Origin of the sequence: Demequina salsinemoris (assembly GCF_000974805.1) — a bacterium.
Lineage (GTDB): Bacteria > Actinomycetota > Actinomycetes > Actinomycetales > Demequinaceae > Demequina > Demequina salsinemoris.
In genome coordinates this window covers 119496-135333 of record NZ_BBQZ01000001.1, presented here as the reverse complement: position 1 = coordinate 135333, position 15838 = coordinate 119496, and the positions used below count along the sequence as shown (strand labels likewise).

Annotated in this window: 10 protein-coding genes and 1 tRNA gene; 5 read left to right on the top strand and 6 right to left on the bottom strand. The window is 71.4% G+C overall.

The annotated features are described in order from the left end of the window. Positions 1 to 173: 173 nt before the first annotated feature. A complete protein-coding gene (locus AOP78_RS00610; protein ID WP_062200430.1) occupies positions 174 to 3284 on the top strand; it encodes a sigma-70 family RNA polymerase sigma factor in 3111 nt (1036 codons plus the stop codon). Between the two features lie 47 nt (positions 3285 to 3331). Here the strand turns inward: AOP78_RS00610 and AOP78_RS00605 are convergent, their stop codons facing one another. The 3 genes from AOP78_RS00605 to upp form a co-directional block, all read right to left on the bottom strand. Then, positions 3332 to 3937 carry a GlxA family transcriptional regulator gene (locus AOP78_RS00605; RefSeq protein WP_062200426.1) on the bottom strand — a complete coding sequence of 202 codons (606 nt, stop codon included), beginning with the start codon at positions 3935 to 3937 and terminating at the stop codon, positions 3332 to 3334. 100 nt (positions 3938 to 4037) lie between these two features. Next, a complete protein-coding gene (locus AOP78_RS00600) occupies positions 4038 to 5339 on the bottom strand; it encodes a multidrug effflux MFS transporter (RefSeq protein ID WP_083979629.1) in 1302 nt (433 codons plus the stop codon). A 229-nt stretch (positions 5340 to 5568) separates the two neighbouring features. Next, entirely contained in the window at positions 5569 to 6210 is a 642-nt protein-coding gene (upp, locus tag AOP78_RS00595) for a uracil phosphoribosyltransferase (protein ID WP_062200422.1), read from the bottom strand. A gap of 52 nt (positions 6211 to 6262) precedes the next feature. Between upp and AOP78_RS00590 the strand changes: the two genes are divergently transcribed. Then, the gene (locus tag AOP78_RS00590) at positions 6263 to 6730 is read left to right on the top strand and encodes a nucleoside deaminase (RefSeq protein WP_236685249.1); all 468 of its coding nucleotides are present in this window, start codon (positions 6263 to 6265) and stop codon (positions 6728 to 6730) included. Further along, a complete protein-coding gene (locus AOP78_RS00585) occupies positions 6727 to 7869 on the top strand; it encodes an FUSC family protein (protein WP_062200419.1) in 1143 nt (380 codons plus the stop codon). The genes AOP78_RS00590 and AOP78_RS00585 overlap by 4 nt, the downstream gene beginning before the upstream one ends. Here the strand turns inward: AOP78_RS00585 and AOP78_RS00580 are convergent. From AOP78_RS00580 to yicI, 3 genes are read right to left on the bottom strand one after another with little or no spacing between them, the layout of a single operon-like run. Further along, the gene (locus AOP78_RS00580) at positions 7866 to 9794 is read right to left on the bottom strand and encodes a glycoside hydrolase family 127 protein (RefSeq protein WP_160297574.1); all 1929 of its coding nucleotides are present in this window, start codon (positions 9792 to 9794) and stop codon (positions 7866 to 7868) included. The genes AOP78_RS00585 and AOP78_RS00580 overlap by 4 nt on opposite strands. Then, on the bottom strand, positions 9791 to 11884 hold the full coding sequence (locus AOP78_RS00575) for a glycoside hydrolase family 36 protein (protein WP_062200416.1): 2094 nt from the start codon (positions 11882 to 11884) through the stop codon (positions 9791 to 9793). Before AOP78_RS00575 ends, AOP78_RS00580 begins: the two co-directional genes overlap by 4 nt. 2 nt (positions 11885 to 11886) lie before the next feature. Then, complete coding sequence (gene yicI, locus AOP78_RS00570; RefSeq protein ID WP_062200413.1) at positions 11887 to 14166, bottom strand: alpha-xylosidase; 2280 nt, start codon at positions 14164 to 14166, stop codon at positions 11887 to 11889. Between the two features lie 404 nt (positions 14167 to 14570). Here yicI and AOP78_RS00565 point away from each other — a divergent pair, with 404 nt between their 5' ends. Continuing rightward, on the top strand, positions 14571 to 15602 hold the full coding sequence (locus tag AOP78_RS00565; RefSeq protein WP_160297573.1) for a LacI family DNA-binding transcriptional regulator: 1032 nt from the start codon (positions 14571 to 14573) through the stop codon (positions 15600 to 15602). 53 nt (positions 15603 to 15655) lie between these two features. Further along, positions 15656 to 15746, top strand: a tRNA-Ser gene (locus AOP78_RS00560). Positions 15747 to 15838: the final 92 nt, after the last annotated feature.

The window sequence follows — 15838 nt, the reverse complement described above, 5'->3', positions numbered from 1 at the left end:
TTCCCTCCCCACGGTGCGCGCGCACCTCTCCGGGACCACCGGGGACGCCCCGCACGACCTCTCGTACGCCTGTCGAGGTGTGATCAATTGCGCAGTTCGTACACTTGTCCCACCCATCGCCCACACAGGACAATGGTGCGCAAGCCGTAAAGAAGAGACGACGACAGGAACCCATGAGTCACGAGGCCATCGCGCTGTGGACGGATGCGTCCAGCGACCCCGAGCTCATCGCAGGCGTGCGCGCCGGCGATGCGGGGGCCTTCGGTGTGCTCTACGAGCGTCACGTCGACGCGGCGCGCAAGGTCGCGGCGCAGTACACGAACGCACCGTCGGACATCGACGATGTGGTGTCCGAGTCGTTCTCGCGGGTCCTGCGCGCCCTGCAGCGCGGCGACGGCCCCGACCTCGCCTTCCGCGCCTACCTCTTCACGATCGTCCGTCGCACCGGCATGGACATCATCAACCGCGGCATCCGTACCCGTCCGCGCGACGACATGTCCGAGTACGAGTCGACGATGGGCTACGAGGCCTCCTCGGAGGAGCCGACGATGGAGGGCTTCGAGCAGGGCCTCGTCGCCGCGGCCTTCCGCTCGCTGCCGGAGCGCTGGCAGGCGGTGCTCTGGTACACCGAGGTCGAGAAGAAGAGCCCCAAGGAGATCGCGCCGCTGCTCGGCCTCAGCGCGAACGGCGTCGCCGCGCTGTCGTATCGCGCGCGCGAGGCGCTCCGTCAGGCCTACCTGCAGCAGCATCTCACCTCAGCCGACCAGGTCGACTGCCTCGAGGCCAACGCTCAGCTCGGCGCCTACGTCCGCGGCGGACTGAGCAAGCGCGAGTCCACGAGGGTCGACTCGCACGTGCAGGCGTGCGAGCGATGCCAGGCGCTGATACTCGAGCTCGAGGACGTCAACCGCGGCATGCGGGGGATCATCGCCCCTCTTGTGATGGGCGTCCTCGGAGTAGGGGCCCTCGAGGGTGGGCTCCCGATCGGGGGCGCCCTCGCGGCCGGCGCAGGCGCGGCCGCCGGATCCGGCGCGGCCTCGGGCGCGGGCGCCTCATCCGCGGGCGGTGCGGGTTCCACCGCCGTCGGCGCAGGAGCCACGACCGGCGCCTCCACGGCGACCGCGGTGAGCGGTGTCGCCGCCGGCGCCGCGGGTGTGGCTGGCGCGGTCGGCACGACCGGCGCGGCGGGAGCCGCCGCCACCGCTGGCACCGTCGCCTCCTTCCTGGGTGGAGCGGCCTCGCTCGCTCTTCCCGTCGCGGCGACGATCGGCGTGGTCGCGCTCGCCGCGACCGGCGCCTCCTACCTCGGCCTCATCGGCCCCGACGACTCCCCTGCCGCGAACGACGCCGCCGTGGTCGAGACCACCGACGCAGGCGACGGCACCGCCTCCGACAGCTCGGCGGGCGCGGCCGCAGATGACGGCTCCGCCGACGATTCCGATGCAGCCGACGACGCGGACACCGCGGTGGACGAGGCCGACCAGTCCGACGGTACGAACACGGGAACGACCGGCTCGACCGGGACCGGGACCGGGACCGGGTCTGGCTCTGGGTCTGGGTCTGGGTCCGACGCGACCACGGACGATGCGGTGGATGCCGGGATCGTCGTCCCCGGCGCGGCTCCGCTCACCGGAGCAGGGCTCGTCGAGACGAAGTCCACGCCGACCGGGACGTCCGGCGGGACGAGCACGGGCGGCGGCACCGGTACGTCCGGCGGCTCGACTGACACAGGCTCCTCCACGGGCGCCGGCACCTCGTCGGACGACTCCGACGACTCCGGCTCGTCCAGCTCCGGCGACACCAGCGGTGACGATGGGACGGACACCGGAGACGACGGGACGGACAGCGGCGACGGCGATGGCACGACCCCGGCCTCGGTCCTGGCCGCGAGCCTCTCGATCCGCCAGGCGCCGCTCGACTTCCTCGGCATCTCCTCCACCGCGCCCGCGATCGCGATGACCCTCGCGAACGGCGGGGACGGTTCGGCGGACGATGTGACCGCCGAGATCACCCTTCCCGACGGGTTGACGTTCTCGACTCCCGATGCGGGGGTCGGTGCCTTCTTCGCCTCGGTGCCCTCGCGGCTCGACGACTACATGGCGTTCGCGGAGGACGGCACCTTCACCGCCGGAGCCTGGGACTGCACGCTCACCGACGACCGCTCGGGGGCCTCGTGCTCCCTCGACGCCCTTGAGCCCGGCGCCTCGACCACCCTCGATCTCGACGTGACGATCACCGGAACGCTGGCCGCCGACGCGACCACCCGCTTCAGGGTGGCGGCCGGCGAGAACGTCCACGAGTACTCCGTCCGCACGGGGCTGTCGGGCGCGTCGAGCGATCTGACGCCGGTGTTCGCGACCTCTGGCACCGTTGCGGCGACCCAGGTCGGCGCGCCCCTGCTCGAGTGCCCGGCCTCGGCGTCGCACTGCACGACCGCGATGCAGTTCAACGGCAACGCGACCAACTCCTGGCTCAACAACGAGTACTACGCGATGCGCCCGTCCGAGGGCATCCCCGGCCTCACGGGATCGAACGTCACCACGCTCGACATCCCGGACGATGCGACGGTCGCGTACGCCTCGCTCGAGTGGGCGGCGAGCGCCTCCTACGGCAGCGGCGAGTTCTCGGGAGACACTGCGGCGGCGCAGCTCCTGCTCCCCGGCGCCGCAGACGCGGTCGACATCACCGCGGACAGCGTCGAGACCTCGGATGACGGCTCCGGCCACACGGTCTACCAGGCACGCATCGACGTCACCGACCTCGTGGCCGCGGCAGGCTCGGGCGAGTACGGGCTGGGCGGCATCGCGCTTGCCGACTCCTACGACGACTCGGGCGACGTTCGCGACTACTTCGCGGGCTTCGCGCTCACGGTCGTCTACGAGGACGCGTCGCTCCCGGAGGCCTCCGTCGCCGTCTACGCGGGACAGCAGTGGCTGTCCGGTCATGACTCGTCGTCCTTCGACCTCTTCGCGGCACGGCGCTCCGACGTGACGATCGGCGTCGTGGGCTTCGGAGGCGACCGCGGCCGCGTCGGCGACCGGATCGACGTCGACGGCGACACCCTCGCCCCGCTGCACTGGAAGAACGGCACCGTGTCGACGGGCGACTCCGGCAACGCGATGGACTCGACCGCGTTCGGCTACGCGCTGCCCAACACGCTCGGCGTGGACGCCAAGCCGTTCCGTGCGAAGACCGTCGACTCGGGGCTGCACACCCTCACGGCGCGCACCGATGAGGACAGCTACCTGCTCAGCACGGTGACGATCACCGCCGTCCGCGGCTAGCGGACGACCTCCTCGGGGGCTGTCCGCCTCCGCTACCGCCGCGCCTCTCAGCGCTCGGGCGTGGGGCTCCAGTCGAGGTCGAGCTGCCGCGCGGTGCGCTGAGCCATCTCCACTCCCTGGTCGCGCGCGACCAGGTGCAGCGCCATGTGGATCCCCGAGGTCAGCCCGCCTGAGGTGACCACGTCGCCGTCGTCCACCCAGCGGACCCCAGCCACGGCCTCCCCGACGCCGTCGTGCGCGCCGAGCTCGGGCACGTCCTCCCAGTGGGTCGTCGCGGGCCGGCCCTTCAGCAGCCCGGCGTCGCCGAGCAGGAAGGCGCCTGTGCAGACGGAGGTCACGAGGCTGCTGCGCTCAGCGAGCTCCGTGACGGCCTCCGCGATGCGCGAGTCGGCGCGCGCGGCGGCGAGATCCACGAGCCCGGGGACGAGCACGACATCGAGGTCGCCGGCCTCGGCCACGGGCACGAGTCCCGTGAGCGTCATGCCGCCGAAGGCCTCGACGTCGTCCCCTCCCGCGCTGATGAGGACCACGTCGTAGAGAGGAGCCTCTCCGTCACGGATGGCGAGGCGGGAGGCCGTGAGGAACACCTCGTAGGGTCCACCCGCGTCGATGAGGTCGAAGTTCTCGTAGAGCAGGATGCCGATGCGCCGCATGGCCCCAAGGTAACCCGGTGACACGTCGCCAGTAAGGCGAATCTGGAACCTGCTGACGCGGGCGGGGCCCCGGCGCGCACGGGCTCCCGGTGCGCTGCGGCTAGACGAGCACCTCGCGACTGACACCAGGACGCACGATGAGCCACAGGCACACGTGCGCGACGATGAGCGTCGCGACCATCACCGCGGCCATCGCCACGACCGAGATGCCGAGCAGCCCCACGATCGGCGAGATCATCCCGGCGATGGCGAAGTTGGAGGCCCCGAGCATGGAGGCCGCGGTTCCGGCCTCGTGCGGGTGATCGGCGAGCGCGAGCACCTGGATCGCGGGGCCGTTCAGTCCGACCGGGGCGACCGCGAGGAACAGGCCCACCAGCACTCCGGTGAGGCCGAGGTCCATCAGACCGGTCGCGAGCAGCGCGAGCGCGCCGAACGACTGCAGGGTCACGCCGACGGTGAGCACCGTGCGGGGAGGGTGGCGGCGCATCATGCGCGCGCCCACCTGGTTGAGGAAGACAAGTCCCACGGAGTTCGAGCCGAACACGAGCGCGAACTGCTGCGAGCTGAGCCCGTAGAGGTCCTGCAGCACGAACGACGCCGAGGACAGGTACGAGAACAGCGCGGCGAAGGTCATGCCTCCCACGACGAGGACGCCCACGAACTTGGCGTCGGACAGCAGGACGCGGTAGCGGCGCAGGACGATGCGGCGGTCGAAGGTGCCGCGGTCCTCGGTGGGCAGGGTCTCCCACAGGAGGATGGCCGAGGCGACGGTGACGATCAGGCCGTAGCAGGCGAGGACCGCGAACACGCCGCGCCACTCGACGAACTGGAGCACCTGAGCGCCGACGACGGGGGCGAGCACGGGCGCGAGACCCGTGACGAGCGCCATGCGGGCGAGCGTGCGGATGAGCTTCTGCCCGGAGAACAGGTCGCGGACGGTCGCCATCGCCACGACGGCGGCGCCGGACGCTCCGAGGCCCTGGAAGATGCGCCCGATCATGACGCCCGTGACGTCGTTGGCGAAGATCACGAAGATCGACGCGAGCACGTGCACGGTGGTCGCGATGAGCAGCGGCCAGCGGCGCCCGACCGCGTCGGACAGCGGGCCGATGATGAGCTGACCGAGACCGAAGCCGATCATGGTCGCGGTCAGCGTGAGCTGGATCGCCGCGTCGCTGGTGTGGAGCGACGCCGCGACGTCGGGGAACGCCGGCAGGTACATGTCGACGGTGAAGGGACCGAGCGCGACGGCCGCGCCCAGCAGGATGATGAGCATCCCGCGCCGCCCGCGCGACAGCGCGTCGCCGGGGTGCTCATCGTGAGCGTGCCCGGCCGTGGACGAGGCGACGGTGGACGATGCGACGGCTGGCTCGCACTGGGGCGCGTTGAGGTCGGTGGTCATGCGGACGCAGTACTCCTGAAGAAGATGAGTGTGTGGTTCCACGTCGTCGTGGCGGCGGGGCGGGGACGGTGCGGACTTCGGTCGCGGGGGCGACCGGCGGCCCCGGTGCGCGCGGGCCCCTCCAGGGCACACCAACGGTCGTCCCGTTCAGTGTATTCCACGTGTCGTGAAAAGAAACCCCGCAAGTGGGCAGATTCACACGCCGGTCAGAGCCGGCGGGAGGACCGGTCTAGTGGTCGACGATGCCGTAGAGGCGGTCGCCCGCGTCGCCGAGGCCAGGGACGATGTAGCCGACCTCGTTGAGCTTCTCATCGACCTTCGCGACGACCACGTTGACGTTGGCGCGGTCACCCACGGCCTCGCGCACGTTCTCGATGCCCTCGGGCGCGGCGAGCAGGCACACGCAGGTGACATCCTTGGCGCCGCGCTCGAGCACGTAGTCGATCGCCATGATGAGCGATCCGCCGGTGGCGAGCATCGGGTCGATGAGGAAGACCTGCCGACCGGTGAGGTCGTCGGGCAGGCGGTTCGCGTAGGTGATCGCCTCGAGCGTCTCCTCGTCGCGCTTGAGGCCCAGGAAGCCGACCTCGGCGTTCGGCATGAGCCGCGTCATGCCGTCGAGCATGCCGAGCCCCGCGCGCAGGATCGGGACGATGATGGGCTGCGGGTCCGAGATCCGGATGCCGACAGTCTTCGTCAGCGGTGTCTCGACCTCGCGCTCCTCGACGCGCACGTGGCGCGTCGCCTCGTACGCGAGCAGCGTCACGAGCTCGTCGACGAGCAGCCGGAACACGGGCGACGTCGTGTCCTTGTCCCGCAGGATCGTGACCTTGTGGTCGATGAGCGGGTGATTCGCGACGTGCAGCTCCATGGGGGACAGCCTACCCAGCGCGGACCGCGCGTGGGGCGCTACCGTGGCCGCCATGAGCAGCCTTCAGGACGACGCCTACGGAACGGCGATGGACGCCGCCCTGTCGCTCGCGCGCGAGGCGGCCGCTCAGGGCGATGTCCCCGTGGGCGCCGTCGTGCTCGACGAGACCGGCGCGGTGATCGGCGTCGGCCGCAACCGTCGCGAGGCCGATGCCGACCCCAGCGCGCACGCGGAGATCCTCGCGCTGCGGGAGGCCGCTGCCTCGCGTGGGTCGTGGCGGCTCGACGGCTGCACGCTCGTCGTCACGCTCGAGCCCTGCCTCATGTGCGCGGGAGCCGTCCTCCAGTCCCGCGTCCCCCGCGTCGTCCTCGGCGCGTGGGACGAGAAGGCGGGCGCGACGGGCTCCCAGTGGGATGTGGTCCGCGACGCGCGGGTCGGCGCGAAGGTCGAGGTCGTCGCGGGGGTACGCGGGGACGAGTGCGCCGACGTGCTGCGCGACTTCTTCGAGTCCCGCAGGTGAACGCGACTGCGCGTCGGCGCGACATCTGGGCCGACGGGATGCGGCGCGCGGTCGCGACGCTCGGCACCGTCGCCCCGCCCGGGCAGCCGCGCTGGCCGATCGCCCTCCAGGCGACCGTCGTCATGACGGTGCCGCTGCTCATCGGCGCGGCCACCGACAACTTCCAGGCGGGGCTGCTCGCGTGCGTCGGCGCGTTCACGGTGCCCTACTTCGCGGCCCTGCCCCGGCTCGAGCGGCTGCGCCTGCGCCCGCTCGCGGGGCTCGTGCTCGTGACGTCGTCCGTGCTCGGCGCCCTGCTCGGCCCCTACCCCCTCGCCGCAGGGCTGGGGCTGATCGCGGTCGCGAGCGCCGTCGGCGCCGCCGTCCACGGCTACCGCCTGGGCCCGCCGGGGCCGCTGTTCCCCGTCATCGTCTACGGCATGTCCGCGCACGCGACGGCCGAGGGGGCGAACGCCGTCCATCTCGTCGGCTGGGTCGCCGCCGGCTGCGCGTTCGCGGTCGTCGCGAGCATCGTCCCGCTCGTGCGGCGCGTGCACTGGCAGGTCACGCCCCGCCCCCTCAAGGTGCTGCTCGCCCCGCCCGAGTGGGATCGTGGCGCGCGCGACCTCGCGATCCGCACCGCGATCACGGCGACGGTGTGCACCGGCGTGAGCCTGCTCTACACGGACCCCGAACGCGCGTACTGGACCGTGGCCGCCGGCGTCGTCGTGGTGGGCATCATCCCCGGGCGTGGAATCGCGGTGCACCGGGGCCTCCACCGCACCGTGGGAACCGTCGTGGGTGCGCTCATCTACATGGGCGTCGGCGCGCTTCCTCCGAACCCGTGGGTGCTCGCCCTCATCCTCGGCGCGCTCCAGTTCATCACCGAGCTCACCATCACGCGGCACTACGCGATCGCGGTCGCGGCGGTCACGCCCCTCGCGCTGATCATCGTCACCACGTCCGTCGGCGACTTCGGGACGCCCGCCGTCGTCGGGGAGCGCATCCTCGACACGCTCGTCGGCTCGGGCGTCGCCGTGCTCACCGCGCTGATCCACCCGCCCGGCCCGGCGGGCCGTCCGAGCGTCAACCCTCCGCCGCTCCCGGACGATGCGGTGGCGGGCTCCTCGAGCTCAGACGCCTCGAGCTCGGACACCTAGAGCTCGGGCACCCACACCCTCATGGCCGTCGGGCCGCGGTTCGCCCACCGGGCGTACGGGATCGCGGTCACCCGGACGGGCTCGCTCGCGGTCGGCGCGGGCTCCTCGCCGTACATCGGCAGGTCGCCTGCCTTCACCTCGTGCGCCGTCAGGACCAGCCCCGTCGTCTCGAGCTCGGGCACGGGCGCGGGCACGGCGGCCCTGACGCCATCGGCCGTCACGCGAAGGTCCTCGAGGATCGCCTCTCGCTCCGCCGAGGCGGTCTCGAGGCAGTACACGAGCGGGCCCTTCGTGATCGCGAGGGTGCCGCGCACGGCGTCCACGTACGGGTGCGGGTGGACCGCACGGACGGGGACCGTCGCCTCCACGATCACGCTGTCGCCTGGCACCCACTCGCGTTCGATCTCCACATAGCCCGTGATGTCGGCGGGAACCGCCTCGCCGTTCACCGTGGCGGCCACCGCTGAGGCGCCTGCGGGCACGCGCAGCCGCAGGCGCCACGTGCCGGAGCTCTCCTGGATCACGGCTCCGAGGCGACCGCCGTAGGGCGCGTCGGTCTCGGTGCACACGCGTGCGGAGAAGCCCTCGCCGCTCACGTCGAAGGACGCGGCGACGGGGATCTGCACGGTGAGCCCGCGCTCGTCGCGCGTCGCGACGTAGGCCGCAAGCGACGAGCCGAGTCGCGCGAGATTGGGCGGGCAGCACGCGCACCCGTACCAGGACAGTCGCTCCGCCGGGGAGTCCTCCGCGTCCGCCTGGTGGCCGGTGCGCATCTGCAGGGGGTTCGAGTAGAAGAAGTGCTCGCCGTCGAGCGAGACGCCCGACAGGACTCCGTTGCGAAGGACCCGCTCCATCTCGAACGCGTAGCGCGCATCGTCCGTCGCGAGCAGGAGCCGGTACGACAGCATGAAGCTCGCGATGCCCGCGCAGGTCTCCGCATAGGCACGCTCCGGGGGCAGCTCGTAGGCGTCGCCGAAGGACTCGTCGCGGTGACGCGACCCCTGGCCTCCCGTGAGGTACGTCTTGTTCTCGATCGCGTCCGTCCACACGCGGACCGCGGCGTCCAGGGTGCGCTGGTCGCCGGTCTCGAGGCCGAGGTCCGCGACGCCGGTGCTCAGGTACAGCTGACGCACCGCGTGGCCGACCGCGGTCGTCGCCTCGAGCACGGGGACGTCGTTCTGGTAGTACGCCGAGGAGAACCCCGCGGGCCCACTCATCGGCAGGTGCGAGCGTCGGTCCAGGAACAGGGCCGCGAGCTCGCGGTACCGCTCGTCCCCGGTCTCCCGGTAGAGCTCCATGAGCGCCGTCTCGATCTCGGGATGCCCGGGGAAGCCCACGCGTCCGTCGGGGCCGAGCACGTCGAGGATGTGGTCGACGACGCGGCGGGCGATCGTGAGCAGCCGGTCGTCGCCGTTCGCGCGGTTCCACGCGACCGCGGCCTGGATCAGGTGCCCCGCGCAGTAGAGCTCGTGGCCCATCCTGAGGTCGCTCCACCGCTCCGGCGTCGAGGGCAGCTGGAAGTGGCTGTTGAGGTAGCCGTCCTCGCGCTGGGCACGCGACAGCAGGTCGATCGAGGTCTTGAGGAAGTCGGGGAACGGGTTCGCGCCCGAGCGCGCCGTCTCCCAGGCGACCGCCTCGAGCGTCTTGTAGAGGTCGGAGTCCGCGAACGGCGGGCCGACGAACTCGCCCTCGCCCGCGATCGCCTTGCGGAGGTTGTCGAGCACCCCGCTGGTCTCCATCTGGGCGACGACGTGCGGCAGGGTCGCCGACGCGTTGAGGTCCTGCCACCGGCCGAGCTCGTCCGACGCGTCGAGCGCGATGGCCGAGAGGTCGACCGGGCGCTGCCGGTACGCGAAGGCGTCGCGCAGGCGCACCGGCCCGGCGATGCTCCGCGCGCGGGACACCTCGAGCTGTCCGGTCATCATTCCCCTGCCTTCCTGAGCGCGTAGAGCCGCGCCTCCATGCTTCCCATACCTGAGACCGCGAGCGTGCCCGCCTCGGGGTCCCACGTCGTCGTCCATGCGCTGATGTCGGGCGCGGGCGCGGGGAACGCCTGCACCACCTCGATGTCGGCTCCCGCGAGGTGCGGGAGCGACAGGTCCGCCGCGCTCGAGCCGGCGCGGCTCCACACGGACACGAGCGTCACGCCATCGGAGGACGCGAGGCTCCCCGACGCGACCACGTCGTCCGACCATCCGGGCAGCCCGAGCGGCCAGACCGGCACCGACTCGCCGTGGTGTCTGATCACGCCCCGGTAGACCGCTGCGGCCTGCGCGACGAGCTCGCGCGACCGCTCGGGGAACCTGTCGAGGTAGCCCGACAGGTACATCCGCCCCGCGAGCCCGGTCACGAGCGTGAAGGCGACCTCCTCGGCCGTCATCTCCCAGTGCGGATACGCCCAGTTGCCCGCCTGCTCGAGGGGCATGGCCATGCCCGCGCCCGCGGCGATCGGCGGATAGAGGCTCGCGTCCTGCTGGTCCGAGGTCGACTGCAGGTCGTACAACGCCAGGGTCGCCCGGTCCTGCCGCATCGCGCCCGACGCGCACGACTCGAGGATCACGTGCGGATGACGCTCCCTCGCGCGCGCGACGAGGTCCTGGAGCGCACGATGGTGCGCGAGCAGTCCCGCTCCCGGCGAGACGCCGTCGGCGTCGGGACCGGCGCCCGGGGTGACGTTGTAGTCCCACTTGATGTACTCGGCCCCGTACTCGCCGATCACCCTGTCGAGCGTCGCGTCGACGTGGGCGCGTGCCGCATCGTCCGTGAGGTCGAGGAAGTAGCGGTCGTGCGAGGCGATCCGCACTCCCCCGCGCGTCATGAAGGCGCTGTCGGGCAGCTCGGCGGCGACGGGCGAGCGCACGCCGACCGCCTCCGGCTCGAGCCACAGCCCCGGCCGCATGCCACGGTCGCGGATGCGGTCCAGGAGCCGCGCGAGGCCGCCCTCGCCGAAGCGGCTGACCGAGGGCTCCCAGCGGCCGACCGACGGCCACCAGTCGCCGCCCTCGTCGTACCAGCCGGCATCGATGCAGAAGACGTCCGCGCCGACCGCGGCGACCGCGTCGATGAGCGGCTCGAGCTTCTCGGTCGTCGGGTCGCCCATGAGCGTGTTCATGTAGTCGTTGTAGATGAGCGCGGTCGAGGCGTCGGCGGGCTGGGATCCGTGGACCGCCCGCCGGTGCGCGGTCAGGCGCCCGATCGCGTCGGTCAGATCGGAGCCGAGCGCGAACGTGGCGAGCACGGTCGCGAACGACTCACCCGGAGCGAGCTCCTGAGACCATCCGTGCTGGAGCGCCGTCGGACCCATGAGGATCAGACCCATCCAGTCCTCGCGCTCGAACAGCGAGCCGATCTCCCAGCGCCACGGGCCGTTGTGCTCGATCTCCCACGCGAGCGCGCCGTCGGGACCCTCGAGGACCCCCGCCGGCTGGAAGCGTCCCGTCGGCCAGGTGGTCTCGCCGGTGCGCTCGACGACGCCCCTCGCGGGCTGCCTGTGGATCGGCGGGTTGATGTACGGCAACAGGTCGGCCATCGCCTCCGCGCTCCACCTGTTCTCCGCCATCTGCTCGTTCCGCGCGGTCCACACCTGGGTGGCCTCGATCGTGCCGAGATGCCCCGTGATCCCACTCAGGCCGATCGATGAGACCGCCTCGAGGATCCTCGGCGCCTCCCCGCGGTTGGTCACCGTGGTGCGGCAGCGATAGGTGCCCGACCCCGTCGTCGCGACGATCTCCGTCGCGACCTCGAGCCCCGCGCCCTCCTCGCGCTGCACGATCCTGAGCTCCGCCTCGGTCGCCTCGTGCGCGATGTACCGGAGCCTCTCGCCCGTCGCGCCGCGACGGTGGCTCGAGCTCGCGCAGATGACGCCCGAGTCGGTGGTGACGAGCTCGACGAGCGCCTGAGCCTTCGCCTCGGCCGGGCCGGCGACGGTGTCGGAGACGCCGATCGCGACGGGCGCATCGTCGGCGATGACGATGCGGAGCTCGGCGCCCGCATAGCCCCAGGTGAACGTGTACATCGTCAGGCCCTCGCGGCTCGGGTCAGGGTCGCGCGGCCGTCGGCGGAGTCGACGACCACGCCGTCCACGTCGAGCGTCCAGCCGGCGGGCAGGCTCGGCGCGGCAACGGTGATCGTGTCGCCGTCGACTGTCACCGTGACGTCCGCCTCGTCGGCGCCCTCCTCGAAGCCCGAGCGCAGCGTGAGCACGCGCGTGCCGTCGGATCCGGGGAAGACCTTGAGGCGCAGCCCCTCGAGCAGGCTCCCCTCGGTGTCGCGTCGTCCGTCCTGGAAGGCGAGCACCGCTCCGTCGCGCGCCATGAGCGGCAGCGAGTGGACGTCGTGGACCTCGCGCTGCCAGCCACGCTCCGCGCGCGCCCCGGTCAGCAGGTTCGTCCACCCGCCGTCGGGCAGGTAGTAGTCGACGCTGCCGTCGGGCGTGAGCACGGGCGCGACCATCAGGTCGGGGCCGAGCATGTACTGGTGGTCCAGGCGCGCGACGCCCGGGTCGTCGGGGAACTCGAGCATCGCGTGCCGCATCATCGGCACGCCCTGGGTGACGGTCTCCTCCGCGATCATGGCGAGCGTCGGAAGCAGGCTGAGCTTGAGGTGCGTGAACTCGCGCAGCACGTCCACGGCCTCCTCGTCGAAGGCCCACGGCACGCGCACCGAGTGCGAGCCGTGGAGCCTCGAGTGGCTCGACAGCAGACCGAAGGCGACCCACCGCTTGTAGAGGTCGTTCGAGGGCTTGCCCTCGAAGCCGCCGATGTCGTGGGCCCAGTAGCCGAAGCCTGACGATGCGAGGGAGACGCCGCCGCGGACGGTCTCCGCCATGGCCACGTGGGTGGCCTCGCAGTCGCCGCCCCAGTGGACGGGCATCGTCTGCCCGCCTGCGGTGGCCGACCGGGCGAACAGGACCGCGTTTCCCTTGCCCTTGCGCCTCTCCATGAGCTCGTGGACGGTGCGGTTGTACAGGTGCGTGTAGTAGTTGTGCATCCGCTGCGGGTCGGAGCCGTCGTGGTAGACGACGTTGGTCGGCACCGATTCGCCGAAGTCGGTCTTGAACGCGTCGACGCCCTGATCGAGCAGCTTGTCCAGGTAGCCGGCGTACCACTCGCGAGCCTCGGGGTTCGTGAAGTCGACGAGCCCCATGCCCGACTGCCAGAAGTCGGTCTGGTAGACGCCGCCGTCGGCGAGCCTCAGGAGGTAGCCCTTCTCCTGCCCCTCGGCGAACAGCGGGGAGCGCGCACCGATGTAGGGGTTGATCCACAGGCACACCCGCACACCCTTGTCGTGGTGGTCGGCGATGCGCGCGACCGGGTCCGGGAAGTAGCGGCTGTCCCACTCGAAGTCGCACCACTGGAACTCGCGCATCCAGAAGCAGTCGTAGTGGAAGGCCGCGAGCGGGATGTCGCGCTCGGCCATGCCGTCGATGAAGGCCGACACGGTCTCGGCGTCGTAGTCGGTGAGGAAGGACGTGGTGAGCCAGAGCCCGAACGACCAGTGCGGGAGGCGCGGCGGGCGGCCGGTGAGGGCCGTGTAGCGGGTCAGCACCTCCTTGGGGGTGGGCCCCAGGATCACGTAGTAGGTGAGCCGCTGGCCCGGGACGCTGAACTGGACGCGGCCGACCTTCTCCGAGCCGACCTCGAAGGACGCCTCCTCCGGGTGGTCGACGAACACCCCGTAGCCCTTCTCCGTGAGGTAGAAGGGGATGTTCTTGTAGGAGCGATCCGACGAGGTGCCGGAGTCGTCGTTCCACATGTCGACGACCTGGCCGTTCTTCGCGACGGGCCCGAAGCGCTCGCCGAGGCCGATCACGGTCTCGCCGACGCCGAGCGAGAGCTGCTGGTGGATGAACTCCTCGCCCTCGGGTCCGACGAGCGAGCCGATCCCCTTGAAGCCCGAGCCCGTGAGCACGCGCCCGTCGGGACCACGGAACTCGAACTGCGCCGTCGCCCTGTCGAGCACGAGCTCGAGGTCTCCGGACGCGAACGTGACGGACGCATCGTCCATGTCCGCCCTGACCCGGGAGGCGCCCGGCTCGTCGAGCTCGAAGTCCGGGCCGACCCTGCGTCGTCCTGTGAAGTGCTCGACCGTCACCGCGATCACGTCGTCCGCGGGAGCGGCGAGCGAGAGCGTGAACTCGGGGTTCGACAGGGTCATGCCCCGGTGCTCGATCGGGTTCGTCGGCGCGAAGACGGTCATCGACCGGCCGTCGGGAGCGACCCTGACGTCGTGGATCACCCGGGGGTGCAGGGCGGTGAAGCCCTCGCGGACCCGCCAATAGCCTTCGGTGAACTTCATCGTCGATCGCTTCCTTTCCGGGTTGAGCACTGGAGCAGCGCGTGGGAGGCCACGACGGTCCGGGGCCGTCGTCCACTCGCGGTGTTGCAACGTTGCAACATGGCCCCATGGATCCTCCGCCGTCATCGACGGTGGGGATTCGCGGGCGCCTTGGCCTCGGTCGCAACCTCCGCGCCGGGGCCTGGTCCTCGCCTCTGGTACGGGTGCGTCCGCGCGTCACCACGGGCGCCTGGACGGGTCCGCCTCGACCCGAACCGACCTTCGGCAGTCTCGATACTTGCATTCGTTGCAACAATCCGCAAGCCCGATTTGCGTTCGTTGCAACATGCCCTGAGGACCCCGGCTTGCCTTCGTTGCACGATCGCTACCATCATGAGCACGAGCCACCCTCGGGAAGGACGCCCATGCCCTCGCGCCGCCAAGTGACCCTGCGCGACGTCGCGCGCGAGGCGGGCGTCTCGGTGCGGACCGTGTCGAACGTCGTGAACGACTTCCACTACGTGAGCACCGCGACGCGGGAGAAGGTCGAGGAGGCGATCGCCGTGCTCGGCTACCGCCCCAACCGCAGCGCGCGCAGCCTCCGATCGGGCTCCACACGCACCCTCGGCCTCGTCCTCCCCGAGTTCTCGCAGCCCTACTACGCCGAGCTCGCCGACGCCGTGTTCGCGTCGGCGCGCACCGCGGGGTACAAGGTGCTCATCGAGACGCTCGGGCCCGACGGCGAGGACGCGATCGCGGACGTCGTCGGCGACCTCGCCGTGTCGACCGACGGGATCCTCGTCAGCCCCACCTTCCTCGACGGCACCACGCTCGCCGCCGACGACTGCCCGGTCCCGATGGTCGCGCTCACCGCCCGCAGCGTCGACGCCGGGTTCGACCACGTCGCCATGGACGATGCGAGGGGCAGCGAGCTGGCCACCGAGCACCTCCTCGGCCTCGGCAGGCGACGCATCGCCGTCATCGGCTCCGCACCGGGATTCGCCCGCCACGGCCTCACCGGGGAGGCGAGGTACCAGGGCTACCTGCGCGCGCACGCCGCCGCCGGCGTCACGCCCGACGACGGACTCGCCGTCGGGACCCTCGAGTGGACGCAGGGCTCCGGCTACGAGGCCGTGCAGGAGCTGGACCGCCGCGGAGCGCCATTCGACGCGGTGTTCGCGATGAACGACCTCCTCGCGGTCGGGGTGCTGCACGCCCTTCAGGACCGCGGCGCGGCGGTGCCCGACGACGTGGCGGTCGCGGGCTTCGACGACATCGCGATGGCGAGCCACCTCTCCCCGCCCCTCACCACGATCGACCCCGGGATGCGCCAGATCGTCGACACCGCGATCCGACTGCTCCTCGAGCGCATCGAGGGCACGCGCGAAAGCGAAGGCGAGGAGATCCTGGTGCCGCCCACGCTCCGGATCCGGGCCTCGACAGGAGGGCCCGCCTAGGCCGCGAGCTCCCGATTAGGTCTTTCAGGTGAACGACCGGTATCCTCTTTCGCGGTGACGTGTCCGAGCGGCCGAAGGTGCAGCACTCGAAATGCTGTGTACGGTACCCCCGTACCGTGGGTTCAAATCCCACCGTCACCGCCACTGAGGAAGCCCGCCTCGCGAGTTCGCGAGGCGGGCTTCGTCGTTCCCCGGCGACCGCGCATCGTCCGCGTCGAGGCTCGTGACCACCGCAT

Coding starts and splice junctions, on each gene's coding strand:
- AOP78_RS00610 (WP_062200430.1), top strand. CDS start 174: ATGAGTCACGAGGCCATCGCGCTGTGGACGGATGCGTCCAGCGACCCC.
- AOP78_RS00605 (WP_062200426.1), bottom strand. CDS start 3,937: ATGCGGCGCATCGGCATCCTGCTCTACGAGAACTTCGACCTCATCGAC.
- AOP78_RS00600 (WP_083979629.1), bottom strand. CDS start 5,339: ATGACCACCGACCTCAACGCGCCCCAGTGCGAGCCAGCCGTCGCATCG.
- upp (WP_062200422.1), bottom strand. CDS start 6,210: ATGGAGCTGCACGTCGCGAATCACCCGCTCATCGACCACAAGGTCACG.
- AOP78_RS00590 (WP_236685249.1), top strand. CDS start 6,263: ATGAGCAGCCTTCAGGACGACGCCTACGGAACGGCGATGGACGCCGCC.
- AOP78_RS00580 (WP_160297574.1), bottom strand. CDS start 9,794: ATGATGACCGGACAGCTCGAGGTGTCCCGCGCGCGGAGCATCGCCGGG.
- AOP78_RS00575 (WP_062200416.1), bottom strand. CDS start 11,884: ATGTACACGTTCACCTGGGGCTATGCGGGCGCCGAGCTCCGCATCGTC.
- yicI (WP_062200413.1), bottom strand. CDS start 14,166: ATGAAGTTCACCGAAGGCTATTGGCGGGTCCGCGAGGGCTTCACCGCC.
- AOP78_RS00565 (WP_160297573.1), top strand. CDS start 14,571: ATGCCCTCGCGCCGCCAAGTGACCCTGCGCGACGTCGCGCGCGAGGCG.